The 17,010-nt window shown below is 64.1% G+C and carries 12 protein-coding genes; 9 read left to right on the top strand and 3 right to left on the bottom strand.

What is annotated here, in order from left to right; all coding sequences use genetic code 11:
• Window positions 1-170: 170 nt before the first annotated feature.
• Window positions 171-377, bottom strand: coding sequence for a hypothetical protein (locus tag CCR82_RS18275; RefSeq protein WP_207190931.1), 207 nt, complete (start codon window positions 375-377; stop codon window positions 171-173).
• Between the two features lie 30 nt (window positions 378-407).
• Between CCR82_RS18275 and CCR82_RS06025 the strand changes: the two genes are divergently transcribed.
• On the top strand, window positions 408-3,233 hold the full coding sequence (locus tag CCR82_RS06025; protein WP_201244497.1) for a UPF0182 family protein: 2,826 nt from the start codon (window positions 408-410) through the stop codon (window positions 3,231-3,233).
• On the opposite strand, the gene CCR82_RS06020 is transcribed toward CCR82_RS06025, so the two are convergent.
• Window positions 3,178-4,245, bottom strand: a complete 1,068-nt coding sequence (locus CCR82_RS06020) for a glycoside hydrolase family protein (protein ID WP_201244496.1) — start codon at window positions 4,243-4,245, stop codon at window positions 3,178-3,180. The genes CCR82_RS06025 and CCR82_RS06020 overlap by 56 nt on opposite strands.
• A gap of 237 nt (window positions 4,246-4,482) precedes the next feature.
• On the opposite strand from CCR82_RS06020, the gene CCR82_RS06015 reads away from it, so the two are divergent.
• Genes CCR82_RS06015 through CCR82_RS06000 form a run of 4 tightly spaced genes read left to right on the top strand, consistent with a single transcriptional unit; the run spans window position 4,483 to window position 8,504 of the window.
• Window positions 4,483-6,159, top strand: coding sequence for a thiamine pyrophosphate-dependent enzyme (locus tag CCR82_RS06015; RefSeq protein ID WP_201244495.1), 1,677 nt, complete (start codon window positions 4,483-4,485; stop codon window positions 6,157-6,159).
• On the top strand, window positions 6,156-6,689 hold the full coding sequence (locus CCR82_RS06010) for an indolepyruvate oxidoreductase subunit beta (RefSeq protein ID WP_420827315.1): 534 nt from the start codon (window positions 6,156-6,158) through the stop codon (window positions 6,687-6,689). The genes CCR82_RS06015 and CCR82_RS06010 overlap by 4 nt, the downstream gene beginning before the upstream one ends.
• A complete protein-coding gene (locus tag CCR82_RS06005) occupies window positions 6,683-8,017 on the top strand; it encodes a phenylacetate--CoA ligase family protein (RefSeq protein WP_201244494.1) in 1,335 nt (444 codons plus the stop codon). The genes CCR82_RS06010 and CCR82_RS06005 overlap by 7 nt, the downstream gene beginning before the upstream one ends.
• A gap of 49 nt (window positions 8,018-8,066) precedes the next feature.
• Window positions 8,067-8,504: an ACT domain-containing protein gene (locus CCR82_RS06000; RefSeq protein WP_201244493.1), complete on the top strand. Its 438-nt coding sequence runs from the start codon at window positions 8,067-8,069 to the stop codon at window positions 8,502-8,504.
• 1 nt (window position 8,505) lies between these two features.
• On the opposite strand, the gene CCR82_RS05995 is transcribed toward CCR82_RS06000, so the two are convergent.
• On the bottom strand, window positions 8,506-11,838 hold the full coding sequence (locus CCR82_RS05995; RefSeq protein WP_201244492.1) for a DEAD/DEAH box helicase: 3,333 nt from the start codon (window positions 11,836-11,838) through the stop codon (window positions 8,506-8,508).
• Between the two features lie 147 nt (window positions 11,839-11,985).
• Between CCR82_RS05995 and mutS the strand changes: the two genes are divergently transcribed.
• The 4 genes from mutS (at window position 11,986) to CCR82_RS05975 (ending at window position 16,920) form a co-directional block, all read left to right on the top strand.
• Complete coding sequence (mutS, locus tag CCR82_RS05990) at window positions 11,986-14,682, top strand: DNA mismatch repair protein MutS (protein ID WP_201244491.1); 2,697 nt, start codon at window positions 11,986-11,988, stop codon at window positions 14,680-14,682.
• Window positions 14,683-14,779: 97 nt separating this feature from the next.
• Window positions 14,780-14,959, top strand: coding sequence for a ferredoxin (locus tag CCR82_RS05985; protein ID WP_201244490.1), 180 nt, complete (start codon window positions 14,780-14,782; stop codon window positions 14,957-14,959).
• 24 nt (window positions 14,960-14,983) lie between these two features.
• A complete protein-coding gene (locus CCR82_RS05980; RefSeq protein ID WP_201244489.1) occupies window positions 14,984-15,928 on the top strand; it encodes a damage-control phosphatase ARMT1 family protein in 945 nt (314 codons plus the stop codon).
• 308 nt (window positions 15,929-16,236) lie between these two features.
• On the top strand, window positions 16,237-16,920 hold the full coding sequence (locus tag CCR82_RS05975; RefSeq protein ID WP_201244488.1) for a hypothetical protein: 684 nt from the start codon (window positions 16,237-16,239) through the stop codon (window positions 16,918-16,920).
• The last annotated feature ends 90 nt before the right edge of the window (window positions 16,921-17,010 follow it).

Raw genomic sequence — 17,010 nt, 5'->3', positions numbered from 1 at the left:
CCTTGCATCATCTCGGCTTTTGCTGCGTCAACTCTGCGATAATCAAATTGCTTTCGAGTAGATTAATTCGTGATTGATTGCAGATCTAATAATTAAATTCGCTTGAGCGGCTTCCTATACAGCGTCTGAGGGGCCGAAAAGTGCCAAAGCCGAGCTCGATAGCCGTTTCGTTAAAGCTGTTGCTGGCGGCTGACGTGACGCTTTATTGTTCCGCCGGGATTAATCCAGACGGAGGAGCCGCTTATTTCCAGTATCTGGCGGCTTCTTGGTATCCGGATCACATCAGTCGGAACAATAATGGCGTCGCTCGCATCCACGGTCAACAAGGATCGAGTGGTTGGCGGAAGTGATATAATCAATCGTTTCGGTTTTTGCATGTTCCCATCTCCCTGGACAGGGTGCACTGTATGACAAAAAAGCGTCTCGGGCGTCGGATTCGTTTATTCGTGCTCGTCCTCCTGCCATTGATGCTGGCGATCGCATTGCCGATCTTTGCGTTGGTGTATGCCGGTGGCGTGGTCGAGATCTGGTGGTATCAATCGCTTGGCTTGGGCTTTTATTTCTGGCAACGCCTCCTGTACAGCTATGTCGTTTTCGCTGTATTGACGACGTTTTTCTTCTTTTTCTTTTACTTGAACTTTCGTCTCGCCGCGCGCTACATGCGGATCAAACCGCTGGCGCCGAAAAAAGTGCTGTTACGGTTTCGGCGCAAGGCGAAACAGGCAAAACCGCGCCATGCGTTGAGCCTCGGTGCGAGCACCGAACGGCCGCGCGGCTCCGCCAGGCTGTTGCATTGGCTGATCCTCGGACTCCATCACTTGTCGCTGCTCGTCGCCTTGGTGCTCGCGGTGGTTCTGGCCGCGCCACTGTATCGCCGCTGGGAAGAGACGTTGCTTTTCCTCTTTGCGCCGCGTGCCGGTCTCGTCGATCCGGTCTACGGTCACGATATCAGCTATTACCTGTTCGCACTGCCGCTGTTTCGCACCATGCTGTTCGAGGTGTTCTTTGCCTTTGGTGTACTCCTCACCATCCTGGGCATCATCTATTACCTGCAGTTCCAGGCACTGAAGAAGCGGGGGTTGAATATCGCGGCCGGCGCGAAACGGCATCTCAGTGTCATCATCGCACTGATGTTCTGTGTCGGTATCGTCGAGTGGATGTTCCAGCGTCATGCGCTGCTGTATACCGACAGTCACACGCCGCTGTTCTTCGGTGCCGGCTACACGGAAATGAACATCGTGCTACCGTTGATTTGGTCGGCGATGATCATGCTGGTGATACTGGGCGCGAGCCTGATCTGGTCTCTCAATACGAGACGCGGCTTATCACTGGTGGTGGTGTCTGCAACACTCCTGGCCATCACGGTCGGCCTGCGTTATTGGGACGCCATTCCCGCGATGGTGCAGGACTACATGGTCGAGCCGGATGAACTCGCGCGCCAGGAGCCTTACATTCGCGACAATATCACCGCCACACTCGATGCATTCGGTCTCGCCGAGGTCGAGACCCGGCCTTATCGGGTTCCGGCCACCGCGTCGGCGGATCGTGCGCCCGAGGATCTCGATGCGGCCGGGCTGCGCAATATTCCGGTCTGGGATCGCGACATGCTCATCGATGTGTATCGCGAAATGCAGGAGATTCGCAGCTATTACCGCTTCCTCTCGGTGAATACCGATCGCTACACCATCGATGGCCGTTATCAGCAGGTCTTCCTCGCCGCACGGGAATTGGATTTTGACCGCTTACCGAAGGATTCGCAGAATTGGGTCAATCGCTGGTTCCGATACACCCACGGCTATGGCGCGGTGATGTCACCCGCGGCGCAGTTCGGGGAGGAAGCCAAGGAGTGGTACCTCAAGGATATGCCACCGCGCTCGGAGTATGGTTTGACGATCGAGGAGCCTGGCATCTATTACGGCATGCAGGATCTGTATGACGTGATCGCCCCCAATGCGTTGGGCGAGATCTCCTATCCGGGCCAGACCGGCGTGGTGCAGGACGATTATCGCGCGAACACGGGCATCCCCATCGATGGCTGGTTCAGACGCGCCATCTTTGCCCTCTACTATCGCGATTACAAGCTGTTCTTTACCACGGCGATACAGCCCGATAGCCAGATCCTGATCCGGCGTAACGTGCCAAGCACCATTCGCGTCGTGACCCCTTTCCTGGAACTCGACAGCGATCCCTACCTGGTGGTGACGCCGGGGCATCTGTACTGGATCATCGATGCCTATACCCTCTCTGATCGCTATCCCTATGCCGAGCCGGTGAATCGCAATGTCGGCAAACATCCCGATCATTGGATGGCAAGCCCGATCGCCAAGGAATTCAACTATATCCGCAATTCCGTGAAGATCGTGGTCGATGCCTATACCGGCGAGATGGACTATTACCTGGCCGATCCCGATGATCCGATAGCGCGCGCCTACCAGCGCATGTACCCCGGCCTGCTCAAGGACATGGAGCAGTTTCCAGATGCACTGAGAGCGCATATCCGCTACCCGCAGGATCTCTTCTCGACCCAGATGTCGGTGTATGCCAAGTATCATCAGACCGACCCGGCCGTCTTCTATGGTCAGGAAGACCGTTGGATGTTTCCGCAGATATCACGCCGGGGCGACACCAAAACGCTGTTGCCCTACTATGTCACGCTCAATCTGATCGACCGCTCGCAGTTCGAGCACTTGCTGCTCGCACCCATGAATCCGAAGGGACGCGACAATATGCGCGCCTTTGCGGTGGTCAGTTCGGATGCGCCGAACTATGGTCGGATCATCGTCTACAGCCTCCCCACCGGCATGCTGGTGCTCGGGCTCTCGCAGATCGACGCGCTGATCGAGCAGGATTCCAAGATTGCCGAGCAGTTCACGCTCTGGGGGCGAGGCGGCGCGGAGATCAAGCGTGGCAAGCTGATCCTGATCTTGATCGACGATGTCATCACCTATGTGCAGCCGGTTTATCTGCAAGCGGCGCATGGCGTGAAGATTCCCCAGCTCAAGCGGGTCATCGTCAGTCAAGGCGGCAAGGTGGCGATGGCGCCCTCGCTCGAAGAGGCCGTCGCCGCGCTGCGTGAGGGGCAACGGCAGCGCGCCGAAAAGGCGCGCAAAAGGACGGTGACCGCCCCTCCACCACAGCCCGCCTCTAGCGAGCCGGCGTCAACCACCCCCGAGCGGCTCAGCGGCGGCCGCCGTCCCAACGCCTCCAGCGCGTCAGGTCCGACCCCTGACTGAGCGCGAGCCCGATCTGATGACGGGCTGCCAGTTCGTCACCGTGGCCGAGGCCAGTCTCGTTGCAGCCCACATAGTAGAGCCGCCAGGAGCCGTCTTCCATCGCCACCAGGCAGGGCGTACCCACCGCGAACGCATCCCAGGCCCCGGAGCCGCTCTCGGCATGGGCGAAGATCGAGCCATCCGGCTCCGAGCCGGGGCGCCGCGTCCAGTGCACGCCGTCGTCGGACTCGGCCAACCCGATCGAATGGCCATTGCCAGCGACGCCCTCGTAGACCATCAGCCAGCGCCCCTCGTGCCAGAGCACCTGGCGGGTGCCGATGCCGAGTCCATCGAAGGCCTCCGGCTCGCCCGGGCCGAACACCTCGCCGCGCTTGCGCCAGTGCAAACCATCATCGGATTCGGCCAGGCCGACCCCAAAGACCATCCGCGCCGCGTCCAGGCTGTGATAGTAGAGCCGCCAGAGGTCATGGCGCACTCTTACCACCTGCGGCCAGCCCAAGCTAGCGGCATCAAAGGCATTGGGCTCGCCGAAGTCCAACAAGGCGCCCTGATACGGCCCGTCCAGACGCTGCCAATGCAGGCCGTCACGCGAGATCGCGCAGCCCGGGCGCAGCCGCAGGCCTTTGACATCGAAGCGCCCGATGCGAAACCGGCTGTGATCGCCGCCGAAGTACCACATCCAGTACAGCCCGTCTTCATGGCGCACGCCACTGACGCCGACATGGGTCGCATCGAAGCGGGTTGGATCAGGATGGGCCTCAAGCACGGCACCGCGCGTGAGTGGGCCGCTGATGCGCCTCCAGTGCAGCCCATCATCGGATTCCGCCAGGCCAATCCGCCCGCTCGGCAGTTGGATCTCCGGGTCGAAGCCCTGCTCGCGGCCGTAGTACCACATGCGCCACTGCCCGTGCGGCAGGCGCAGCACACAGGGACCGGAGACGCGTTCATCATCCCACTGCCCGTTTGGACCTGGCCCGAGTAGCAGGCCTGCGCGTGTGTCATCGGTTGTCATCGATCGGGGCTCCGGCTGATGTAAGTCAAAAAGGTGTCATCTCGGCCAGCAGATGCACTGGTTAGGTCAATGTTCCATCAAGGCGCGCCCTGTAGGCTCGCGGCCTTTGTATTGAACCGCAGTCGAGCACGGAGGCGCAGCGGCGATCAAGCGTGAGCCGGCCTCGAGGTCGAACACCGCTTGCGACGATAGCAACTGCGCGCGCGCCGAAACGGTGCTGCATGGGTGACAAGAGCGATGACTGATGAACGCCTCCTATTGAGCGGTGACGATGCCGTCGCCCTCGCCGCTTTGCACGCCGGCGTGCGGCTCGGCAGCGGCTATCCGGGCACGCCCTCGACCGAGATCCTCGAGACCTTCGACCGCCTCGGCGGCCATGCTCAGTGGGCGCCGAACGAGAAGGTCGCGCTCGAGGTCGGTATCGGCAGCGCCTTCGCCGGCGCCCGCACCCTGGTGACCATGAAGCACGTCGGCCTCAACGTCGCCGCCGATGCGCTGTTCACAGCCACCTATACCGATGTCGATGGCGGCCTGGTGATCGTCTCGGCCGATGATCCAGGCATGGCCTCGAGCCAGAACGAGCAGGACAATCGCCACTACGCCCGCGCCGCCGGCGCCCCCATGCTGGAACCGGTCGACTCGCAGCAGGCCTACGAGTTCACCTGGCTGGCGCTCGAGATCGGCGAGCGCTGGAAGATCCCGGTCATCCTGCGCCTGACCACGCGCATCTGTCACGCCAAGACCGTGGTGCGCCCACGCCCCCCGGAACAGCGCCACGCCGCCTGCGCGACCGCCGCGCAGCCCGACGACGAGCAGGCCGCACGGCGCTTTCGGCGCGATATTCCGGCCAGGGTCATGATTCCGGCCTTCGCCAAACCCGCCCACCACCGCCTGCGCCAGAAGCTGGCCGAGATCGCGGCTTGGAATGAGGCCGAAGGGCCGATCCGGGAATACCCGCCCGAAGCCATCGCCCAAGGCAGCGATCGGGCCGACCGCGCAGGGCTCGGCATCATCGCCACCGGCGTCGCCGCCCTGCATGCCCGCGAGGCCGCCCCCGCGGCCCGTCAGCTGACCTTCGGCCTCACCTACCCGCTACCGCTCGAGCGGATTCGCGCCTTCGCCGCCGAGATCGAGCGGCTGTTGGTGATCGAGGAAGGTGATCCTGTGCTGGTCGATGAGCTCAATGCCGCCGACCTCAGCGCCGAGGGCAAGCCGATGCGCTATCGTTTCGGTGAACTCGATGTCGCGCGCGTGCGCCGCATCATCGCCGGCGACGAGCGTCCCGAACCCGAGCCGGTCAAGGGCAAACCGCCGCAACTCTGTCAGGGCTGCTCGCATCGCGGCGTGTTCGAGGCACTGCGCGATCTCGACTGCATCGTCGCCGGCGACATCGGCTGCTACACCCTCGGTGTGCTGCCGCCGTTCTCGGCCATGGACACCTGCGTCTGCATGGGCGCGAGCATCGGCGTCGGCCTCGGCCTGCGCCATGCGTTGCCCGCGGCCGAGGCGCGGCGCGTGGTCAGCGTGATCGGTGATTCGACCTTCGTCCACTCCGGGCTCACTGGCCTCGCCGAGATGGTCTACAATCCGCCGCCGACCGGTCATCTGGTGCTGATCCTCGACAACCAGACCACCGCGATGACCGGCCAGCAGGAGCATCCCGGTACCGGCCGCGCGCTCGACCACAGCCCCGCCCATCGGCTCGACTTCGCCGGCATCGCGCAAGCGATGGGTGTGCAAGCGGTCGAGCTGATCGAGGGCAGCGACGAGACCGCGAGGCTCGATGAGCGCCTCGCCGCGCAGCTCGCTCGCGATGAGACGGCGCTGTTCATCGTGCGCCAGCCCTGCGTGCTGGCGGCACCGAAGATCCGACGCTACGAGAAGGCCGCCGCCGAGGAGCCTGACTGCCAATGATCACCAACATCGTCATCGCCGGACTCGGCGGCCAAGGCATCGTCAAGGCCTCCGACATCCTCGCCGAGGCCGCGCTGCGCGCCGGCTTCGACGTCAAGAAGAGCGAACTGCACGGGATGAGTCAGCGCGGCGGCTCGGTCACCAGCGATGTGCGCTACGGCCATCCCGAGCACAGCCCGGTGCTGAGCCCGGTGCTGAGCCCGATGGTCCCGCCCGGTGAGGCCCATGTGCTGCTCGTGCTCGAGCCGACCCAGGTCGAAGTGACCCGAGCGCTGTTGCATCCCGACGGCCTGCTGATCGGGCCCGAGGTCATCGAGCCCGGCGCGCTGAAGAATAGGAAGAGCGTCAACGTCGCCATGCTCGGTGCCCTCTCGACCGCCCTCGAGATCAGCGAGCAGGCCTGGACGCAGGCCATCCAGGCCAATCTGGCCGAGAAGCTGCACGCGCTCAACGCCCAGGCCTTCGCGCTTGGTCGCGCCTGCGGCCCGGGACGGGTTGGCCGTCTGACCACACAGGCCTTGCCATGCTGAAAGAGCTCTGGAACGATGCCGCCGGTGGGTTCCATCCCGCCAGCGCCCCGGATTTCCTGCCCGAGCCCGCGCTCAAGGAGGTCCAGCTGCGGCGCCTGCGCGCGGTGGTCCAGCGGGCCTACGACAAGGTCGCCCTGGTGCGCGAGCGCATGCGCGAGCGCGAGCTGACGCCGGCTGCCATCCAGACCCTCGCCGACCTCCGCCGGCTGCCGTTCACGGTCAAGGCCGACCTGCGCGAGACCTACCCGTTCGGCCTCTTCGCCAGCCCGATGAGCGAGGTGGTGCGCTTGCACGCCTCCAGCGGCACCACCGGCAAGCCCATCGTCGTCGCCTACACCCGTGAGGACATCGAGGTCTGGTCCGAGGTCATGGCGCGCACGCTGGCCTGCTGCACCCTGCACAATGGCGACATCGTGCAAAACGCCTATGGCTATGGGCTCTTCACCGGCGGGCTCGGCGCGCATTACGGCGCCGAGGCCCTGGGGGCGACCGTGATCCCGACCTCCGGTGGCAACACCGACCGGCAGATCATGATCATCCGTGACTTCGGCGTGAGCGCGCTGTTCTCGACCCCGAGCTATTTCACCCATCTGGTCGAGCGCGCCGGCGAACTCGGCGTCGACCTGCGCGCGCTACCGCTGCGGGTCGGCGTGTTCGGCGCCGAACCCTGGAGCGATGGCATGCGCGACCACATCGAGGCGAGCACCGGCATCGATGCCTTCGATATCTACGGCCTCTCCGAGATCACCGGTCCCGGCGTCGCCAGCGAATGCACCGAGCACCACGGCCTGCATGTGTTCGAGGATCATTTCTACCCGGAGATCATCGACCCCGTCAGCGGCGAGCCGCTGCCCGACGGCGAGGAAGGCGAACTGGTGTTGACCACGCTGAGCAAGAAAGCGATGCCGATGATCCGCTATCGCACCCGCGATATCAGCGCGATCATCCCGCAGCGCTGCGGCTGCGGACGCAGCCTGCGGCGCATCCGGCGCATCGCGCGCCGCTCGGATGACATGCTCATCATCCGCGGTGTCAACATCTTCCCCTCGCAAATCGAGGCGGCACTGCTGGCGGTCGAAGGCACCCTGCCCCATTACCGCATCCTGCTCAGCCGCGAGCATGGGCTCGATCAGATGACAGTCGAGGTCGAGGTCACGCCCGAGGTACTGAGCGATCAGGTGCGCGTCCTCGAGGACATGCGCGAGCGCATCGCCCAGGCCATCGAGCGCATCGTCGGTGTTCGCGTCGGCCTGCGCTTGGTCGAGCCGCACAGCATCGAGCGTAGCCAGGGCAAGGCCCAGCGCGTGATCGATCAGCGTGGCGATTGAGCCGAGGCGACGTTCCAACACCGCATCTGCAGCCTTCCATGGGAACTCCATGAAACTCACTCAGCTCTCTGTGTTTCTCGAGAACCGCCCCGGCCGGCTGATCGAGCCGACCCGACTCCTCGCCGCCGAGGGGGTCAAAATCATGACCCTGTGTCTGGCCGATACCGCCGAGTTCGGCATCCTGCGGCTGATCGTGCAGGACCCCGCCCATGCCGCCGAGGTGCTCGATGCCGCCGGCTGGTCGGTCACCCTCACCGAGGTGGTCGCCGTCGAGGTGCATGACCAACCCGGCGGCCTGGCCGAGGTCCTCGGCGTGTTCGAGCAGGCCGGGCTCAATGTCGAGTACGTCTACGCCTTTACCCTGCGCCGCGAAGACCGGGCGATCCTGGTGTTTCGCTTCCAGCAGCCCGATCAGGCGATCGCGGCCTTGCATGCGCGCGGACATCAGGTACTCGATGCCGAGCGACTCGAGGCCCTGGTGGGCTGAATCAGCCCGCATCCAGCGGCGCGAACAGCAGATCCAGATCCTCGTGGCTCAGCGACTTGGCCGCGCTGCCGCCCCCTTCGAGCATGGCATCGGCGAGCGCCTGTTTGCGCTCCTGCAATTCGGCGACGCGCTGCTCGACCGTGCCTTCGGTCAGCAGCTTGTAGACGAACACCGGCTTGTCCTGACCGATTCGATGCGCGCGGTCGGTTGCCTGACGCTCGGCGGCCGGGTTCCACCAGGGGTCGTAGTGGATCACGGTGTCGGCAGCGGTCAGGTTCAAGCCGCTACCGCCGGCCTTGAGGCTGATCAGGAACAGCGGCACCTCGCCGGCCTGGAAGCGGTCCACTGGCGTTTGCCGGTTGCGGGTCTGGCCGGTCAGCTTGACGTAGTCGCGGTCCTTCTTGTGCTTCAAGCGCTGATCCAGGGCCTCTTCGATCAGACTCAGCATGCTGGTGAACTGCGAGAACAGCAGCACGCGCCGCCCTTCTTGCAGCAGATCCGATAGCAGCTCCATGAGCAGGTCGAGCTTCGCCGAGCCCTTCACGCGCCGCGCGCTCTCGAGCGAGACCAGACGCGGATCACAGCAGCATTGGCGCAGCTTCAGCAAGGCATCCAGGATGATGATGCCACTCTGCGCGAGACCCTTGCGCGCGATCTCCTTGCGCACCTTCTCGTGCAGGGCCAGACGCAGGGTCTCGTAGAGATCGCGCTGATCGGAGGCCAAGGCCACCTCGCGCAGGATCTCGGTCTTCGCCGGCAGATCGGCGGCCACCTTCTCCTTGGTGCGGCGCAGCAGGAAGGGCGCGATCCGCCGGCGCAGATGCTCGGTGCGCTCATGCTCGCCATGGCGCTCGATGGGCGTGCGGAACAGCCGGCGAAACCCGCGTTCGTCGCCGAGCAGATCGGGCATCAGGAAATCCATCAGCGACCAGAGTTCGCCGAGATGATTCTCCAGCGGCGTGCCGGTGAGACAGAGCCGATGCCGCGCCTTAAGCGCGCGCGCCGCTTGCGCGCCCTTGCTGCGCGGGTTCTTGATCGCCTGCGCCTCATCGAGGATCAGCAGATGCCAGTCCTGCGCGATGAGCACCTCCAGATCGCGCGGCAGCAGGGCATAGGTGGTCAGCACCAGATCCTGCTCACCGAGATGATCGAAGTGCTCCTGGCGTTTCGGCCCCTGCAGGATGACCACCCGCAGCGACGGCGCGAAGCGCTCGGCCTCACGCTTCCAGTTGAACATCAGGCTGGTCGGCGCCACCACCAGGCTCGGGCGGTCGGCGCGCCCAGCGGCCTTTTCGATCAACAGATGCGCCAGCGCCTGGATGGTCTTGCCCAGGCCCATGTCGTCGGCGAGCACGCCGCCCAGCTCGAAGTCGCGCAGGAATTGCAGCCAGTTCAAGCCCTCCTGCTGATAGGGGCGCAGCTCGGCCTGCAGCTCGGCGGGTGGCGCGACCGGCTCGATGCGCTCGAACTCGCGCAAGCGCCGGCCCCACGCGCGCGCCTGCTCGCCGCCGCGCCAGCTCAGATTCGGCGCCTGTTGCTCCAGCTCGGCGAGTTCCGTGGCCTGCAGGCGCGAGAGTCGCATCCGGCCATCGCCCTGCAAGCGCGCCATCGGGTCGTAGAGTTCGATCAGGGTCGAGAGGATCGGCTTCAGGCGCTCGGCTGGGAAGAAGATATAGCGCCCATCGTCGAGGCGCAGACTGAAGCGCGTTTCCTCGCTGAGTGCGTTGAGCGCGCGCGGCGAGAGATCCACCGCCGGATTCTGGATCAGATTGATCAGGATCGGCAGCAGGTCCAGGCGCTCGCCATCGACCTCGACCCCGAGGCTCAGATCCAGCCAGCGCCCGGCCTCGCCCTCCTCGATATCCAGATCCCAGTCGCCGACGCGTCCGACCGGAAAACGAAAGCTCGGATCGACCTCGACGCGCCAGCCCTCGCCTTCGAGCACCGGCACATCGCGATCCATGAACGCCAGCCAGGCCTCGACCCGTGGCGGACCCAAGGGCAGTCCCTGTTGCTGCTCGGTCTCCTTCAATGGCTGCAGACCCATCGCCTCCAAGCGCGCGATCGCCTGCTGCTCGACCTCTGCATGCCGCTGGCATTGGACCAGCACGCCATCCTCGATGTGCTCGATGTGCTGACCGTGCTGACGCGGATCGACCATGACCCCCGCATAGTCGAACAGCAGGCGCGCCTCATCTTCCCATTGCGGCTCCGTCATCGGCGCCGCGTAGCCGTGCCAGCCGCTATAGAGCGGGCGTGCCGGCACCTCGCGGCTTTGCAACCGCAAGCAAGGCGTTGGCGCGTCGACCTCGATTTCGCGCTGTTGTAGCTGCGGCGGCTCTGGCAGTTCGAGCCCCTTGAGGCGCTGGCGCGTCGCCTGCTCGAAGGTTTCGAGATCGGCCAGTGGGATCGTTGGCGCGCGCACCAAGGTCGTCGCCTCGCGCTCGCCCAGTGGAGTGTCGATGGGGCCACACTCACCCGAGTTGGGGTCCAGATACCAGGGTGGGCTCAACGGCAACAGCACCAACCCCTCGCGCTCGGTCTCGAAGTCGAGGTGCAACTGCGAATCATCGCCCCACCGCCAGTCCAAGGTGCCAGCGACGGGCTCGCCGCGCACCAGGGGCGGCCCGTCCTGATCCCGCCAATGACCGCGCCCGGAGCGCAGGACCGCCTGTAACAGCTCGACCCCCAGCTCGTCGTCGAGGACGACCCGATCGCTCCGACCATAGAGATTGCCCGAGGGCGCCTGCGCCTTGAACAAGGCGATCACGCGGCGGTCTTCGTGGCGCATGAACCGCGCCTGCGAGCTGGTGTGCGGATTGAACCTCGAGGGCTTGCCGTACCCCCCACTCTTGAGGTGGCGCACCTTGACGATGCTCAGTGTCACCTGCGGTGGTCCAATCGCCATGGTGTTCAGGCTCAGCAGATAGAGCAGGCCGTAGAGCGAATCACCCTCGCCGCTCAGCTGCTCGGCCTCGCGCAGCCAGTGCATCAGCGCCGGCGATGACGTCTGTTGGGTGGGCGCCGAGGTGGGCCCCGGTGCCGGCTCGATCCGATCGCCGGCGGCGAGCAGCAAGGCGGCGACATGCTTGCAGTTCCAACCCACCGGGCAGGTGCAATGGCCGGCGATGGTTGGCAAACGGCCAGGGTTGTCGGTGATGTCGACGACGACCGAGTAAATGTGCGCGCCCGATCCCCGCACCTGCCCGGAGAGCCGGCCCGGCTGGTCCGGGTGTCCGACACTGAGCACAGCGCCGTTTTCGGCATAGCGCCGACCACGCGCGACATAGACCGGTGACAGGATGCGATTGAGCTGTTGTTCGTCGAAAGCCATTGTGTTGCTTCTGTGATCCTCATGTCTTGCCGTTGCGAAGCCGGCGATACTACCTTGCAGCCGCCCACCCAACCAGGACCGAAACGATTGAACGCGCGACCAACGACACCCAACGAGCGAGACGAACGCCTCGCCGAGCACACCCCCATGATGCAGCAATATCTGCGCATCAAGGCCGAGTATGCGCACATGCTGCTGTTCTACCGCATGGGGGATTTCTACGAGCTGTTCTTCGAGGACGCCGAACGCGCCGCGCGGCTGCTCGATATCACCTTGACCAAGCGCGGCCAGTCCGCCGGGATGCCGATCCCGATGGCCGGCATACCTTATCATGCCGTCGAAGCCTATCTGGCGCGGCTGGTGAAACGCGGCGTCTCGGTGGCGATCTGTGAGCAGAAGGGCGATCCGGCCAAGGCCAAGGGGCCGGTCGAGCGCGAGGTGGTGCGGATCGTCACGCCTGGCACCCTGACCGATGAGGCGCTGCTCGAGGAGCGGCAGGAGAATCTGCTCTGCGCCCTCGCTGAGTCGGGCGCTGACTCCAAGGTCAAATCGAGCGCCGGCTCGGGCGCCAGCTCGGGCACCGACGCGGCTGAACGCGTTGGACTCGCGGTGCTGGAGCTGGCCAGTGGACGCTTCTCAGTGCTCGAGATCGACGGCCGGGAGGCGCTCATCGCCGAACTGGAACGCCTGCGCCCGGCTGAGCTGCTGCTGAGCGAGAGCAGCCGGTTGCCCGAGCAACTCGGCGAGCAGGCCCCGACGGGGCTGGCGACCGGCATCACCCGTCGCGCGCCCTGGCAGTTCGATGCCGACAGCGCCGAGCGGCTGCTCCGCGAGCAATTCGGCACCCAGGATCTGAACGGCTTCGGTTGCGCTGGACTGCGCCTGGCGGTCGGCGCCGCCGGCTGTCTGCTGCAGTATGTGAAGGAGACCCAGCGCGTCGCCCTGCCCCATCTGCGCGGCCTGCGTACCGAGACCCGCGATGATGCGCTGATCCTGGATGCCGCCACCCGCCGCAACCTGGAGCTGACGCGCTCACTCAGCGCCGCTTCGGGCGCGAGCGCCGGCCAGGGCGGGGGCGCGCGCGATCCGCACACGCTCGCCGGCATCATGGATCGCACCGCCACGGCGATGGGCGCACGCCTGCTGCGGCGCTGGATCAACCGCCCGCTGCGCGATCGTCGGGCGCTCGGCGAGCGGCATCAGGCCATCGAGGCGCTGCTAGGCGCAGGCGCGTTCGAGGCGTTGCGCGAGGAGCTGGCCGCGATCGGTGATCTGGAGCGCATCCTCGCGCGCGTCGCGCTCGGTTCGGCACGCCCGCGTGATCTGGCGGCCCTGCGCGAGGCACTCGCGCGGCTGCCGGCGCTGCATGCCGATCTGGGCATGGCCGAGAGCCCGCGTCTCGGCCAGCTCGAGACCGAACTCGGCGCGCACCCCGACCTGCTCGACCTACTGCAACGCGCCCTCATCGAACAGCCGCCGATGCTGATCCGCGACGGCGGCGTGATCGCGCCCGGCTATGATGCCGAACTCGACCAACTGCGCGATCTGGCCGAGCACGGCGATCAGTTCCTGCTCGATCTCGAGCAGCGCGAGCGCGCGCGCACCGGCATCGGCACGCTCAAGGTCGGCTACAACCGGGTGCATGGCTACTACATCGAACTCGGTCGCAGCCATGCCGAGCGCGTGCCCGAGGACTATCAGCGCCGCCAGACCCTCAAGGCCAGCGAGCGCTACATCACCCCCGAGCTGAAGCGTTTCGAGGAGCAGGTGCTAAGCGCCCGCGAGCGCGCGCTCGCGCGCGAGAAGCAGCTCTACGAGGCACTGATCGAGCAGCTACAAGCGCGCCTTGAGCCGTTGCAGGCCAGCACGGCGGCGATCGCCGAGCTGGATGTGCTCTGCAACCTGGCCGAGCGCGCCGAGCGACTGAACTGGAGCCGGCCAGAACTGGTCGCGACGCCGGGGATCGAGATCGAGGAGGGTCGTCATCCGGTGGTCGAGCAAGTGTGCGCCGAGCCCTTCGTGCCCAATGGGCTCAGCCTCGACGAGGCGCGACGGATGCTGGTGATCACCGGTCCCAACATGGGCGGCAAATCGACCTTCATGCGCCAGGTCGCGCTGATCCTGGTGATGGCCTATGCCGGCAGCTTCGTGCCCGCGGCGACGGCGCGCCTGGGGCCGATCGATCGCATCTTCTCGCGCATCGGTGCCGCCGATGATCTGGCGCGCGGGCGTTCAACCTTCATGGTCGAGATGGAAGAGACCGCCAATATCCTCAACAACGCCACCGCCAACAGCCTGGTGTTGATCGACGAGATCGGCCGCGGCACCAGCACCTTCGACGGCCTCTCGCTGGCCTGGGCCTGCGCCGAGGCGCTCGCCGATCAGTTGCGCGCCTTCACCCTCTTCGCCACCCATTACTTCGAGCTGACCGCGCTGCCGGAGCGCCATGCGCGCGTGCGCAACGTGCATCTGGATGCCGTCGAGCATGGCGAGCGGATCGTCTTTCTGCACCGCCTGCGCGAGGGGCCGGCGAGCCAGAGCTATGGCTTGCAGGTGGCCGCGCTGGCGGGCGTGCCAACGGCGGTGATCGCGCGCGCGCGGGAGCATCTGCGCCGGTTGGAAGAGCAATCGATGGAGCGCGATCGGGCAGCGACGCAGCTGTCGCTGTTTCCCGCTGAGTCGTCTGAGTCGGCGGCGGCACCAGCGCCACCCATGATCCGCGAGCCGAGTCCCAACCCAGTCTTGGAGGCACTGCGCGAGCTAGATCCGGATAACCTCAGCCCGCGCAAGGCACTTGAGACGCTCTATCGGTTGCAGGCATTGGATCAAGATAAGGGAGGTTGAGGCTATTGGGCAATCGAGACTTATCAATGCGAGCCCCGTGTTACCGGCGCACAATTCCGACTGATCTGATCGGAAAAAGCAACGAGGAGATGCGATCATGCCCCAAGAACGGCGACACGACATGGGCACCGGCGGCACCTGCTTCTGCCCGAAGTGCGACTATCGCGCCGCGCATCAACGCGGGGTTCCCTGCCAGGATGAGCGCTGCCCGCAGTGCGGCGCCAAGCTGCTGCGCGAGGGCTCTTATCATGATGAACTGCTGCAACAGAAGCGCTAGGGCGAGGGTTAGGGGCGGTTTGCGATGAAGATCTATCTCGATTGCTGGCCCTGCTTCTTGCGTCAGGCGCTGAGCGCGGCCCGCCGTGCCGGCGCCTCGCCCGTTTTACAGCGCGCGATCCTGGAAGAGACCATGACCGAGCTGCACGCACTCTCCGATGAGGCGACGCCACCGGAGATGGGCAACCAGATTCATCGGCTGGTGCGCGAGCGTACCCAAGTGGCCGACCCCTACCGGGCGAGCAAACAAGAGGCTACCGCCCGCGCCCTCGCCCTGCTGCCGACGCTCAGAGAACGGGTTGCGGCCGCCGATGATCCGCTCGCGACCGCGGTGCGCATCGCCATCGCCGGCAATATCATCGACTACGGCGTCGCCGAGAGCTACGATCTGGAGGCCACCCTGGAGCGCGTGCTCCGGGCGACAGCGGCGATCGATGACATGGAGGTGCTGCGCCAAGCGCTGCAGCAGGTCGATGCGGTGCTGTACCTGGCCGACAATGCCGGGGAGACGGTATTCGATCGCGTGCTGATCGAAACCCTACCGGTGCCGGTGCACTATGTCGTCAAGGCCGGCCCAGTACTCAATGATGCCACCCGCGAGGAGGCCATCGAGGCGGGTCTGGACCAGGTCGCCGAACTCAGCGAGACCGGCTGCGACGCCATGGGCACGCCACTGGGGCTTTGCTCGCCGGGCTTTCGCGAGCGCTTTGAGCGTGCCGGCCTGATCATCGCCAAGGGTCAGGCGAACTACGAGACGCTCAGCGACGTCGAGGCGCCCATCGTCTTCCTGCTGCAGGCCAAATGCTCGGTCATCGCCGAGGATATCGGCGTCGATACCGGCGGCGTCATCATTAAGGCAAGCGCTGACAGGATTTGCCTATCCGCGAGGCGCGCGGGAGATCGGGCGCTTCCTCAGCGATTGGTGGGTGCCATTCGATTAAGCAACGTCAGAAAAGTTTACACTGACTGAGAGGCACCAAGGACCAAACAGACTGATCAAGCTTATCTAACTGATATTTATAACATAAAAAAACTAGGCGCAAAATTTGCTTATATCCATTGACTCAGTATTGGATAACTCTTTCAATCAGAACATACTGATCAAACCATCACAGGTTCTGCGCAACCTCCGGCTGCTCGCCTGCTCAGGCGAACCCCGACGAAGCGGACTGTCGCAACACCCTTGATGTGGCAAAATCCGCCGACTTATGGGGAATGCCAAGGCTGCGGTCAGCCATTATGGCTCGAATTAACCTGAAACCATGGAGTCGCTTAAAAATGAATCTTAATCAATTACTTGCAGGCAGCCTTGGCCTGCTATTCACTGGACTGTCGTCAGCAGCGCCGCTTCCGCTTAAGAACGGCGACTTCGGCTCTTTTGAGGGTTGGAGTGGCGAACGATTTGATGGCACCTCCCCTATTACCGGTAATGAACTCGACGACGTTGCAGTGGATACTGACAATAATTTCCGGCGCGACGCGGCCGCAGGGACTGGTACAGCAGTTAACAGCTCCTCTTACTCGACGGTCGATCTTTTCCAAAATTTTACTGTTCCTGATGCAGAGGGTGGTTCGGTCTGGCTGTCCTTCGACTATGGATGGTCAATGACGGATTCGTCGTCGGACTTAGTTTCTATAATCCTCTTCGACACAACGTTTTTTCCGTTGGTTGATCTGGTGGGACCAAGCAATTTTCCATGGATCACTCCGGTCGTAGCAGCAGAGTCTAATTCAGGTTCAGGTAGTTTATCCTACGATGTGACGGCCTACGAAAATCAGGAAGTGATACTTAGTGCTTTTGTTGATAATGGCGATTTCGATACGAATATAGAACCTATTACAGGAGACAGCGTGACCATTGGGAATATTACCTTAAACCAGGTTCCAGCCCCGCCGACTGCCTTTCTGCTGTTAGCCGGTTTCCCACTCATCTTGCATTGGAGAGTTCGAAACAAAGGGTAGCTAACAACTGATGCCATTCAGGCTAGTGCGGCTGGAGCTGAATAGGAAAAGCCCGCGTTCAATAGCGTCGAATAACAGCAACGAACTAAC

Origin of the sequence: Halochromatium salexigens, assembly GCF_016653295.1 — a bacterium.
GTDB classification, from domain to species: Bacteria; Pseudomonadota; Gammaproteobacteria; order Chromatiales; family Chromatiaceae; genus Lamprobacter; species Lamprobacter salexigens.
This window is presented reverse-complemented; position numbering and strand designations above follow the sequence as displayed.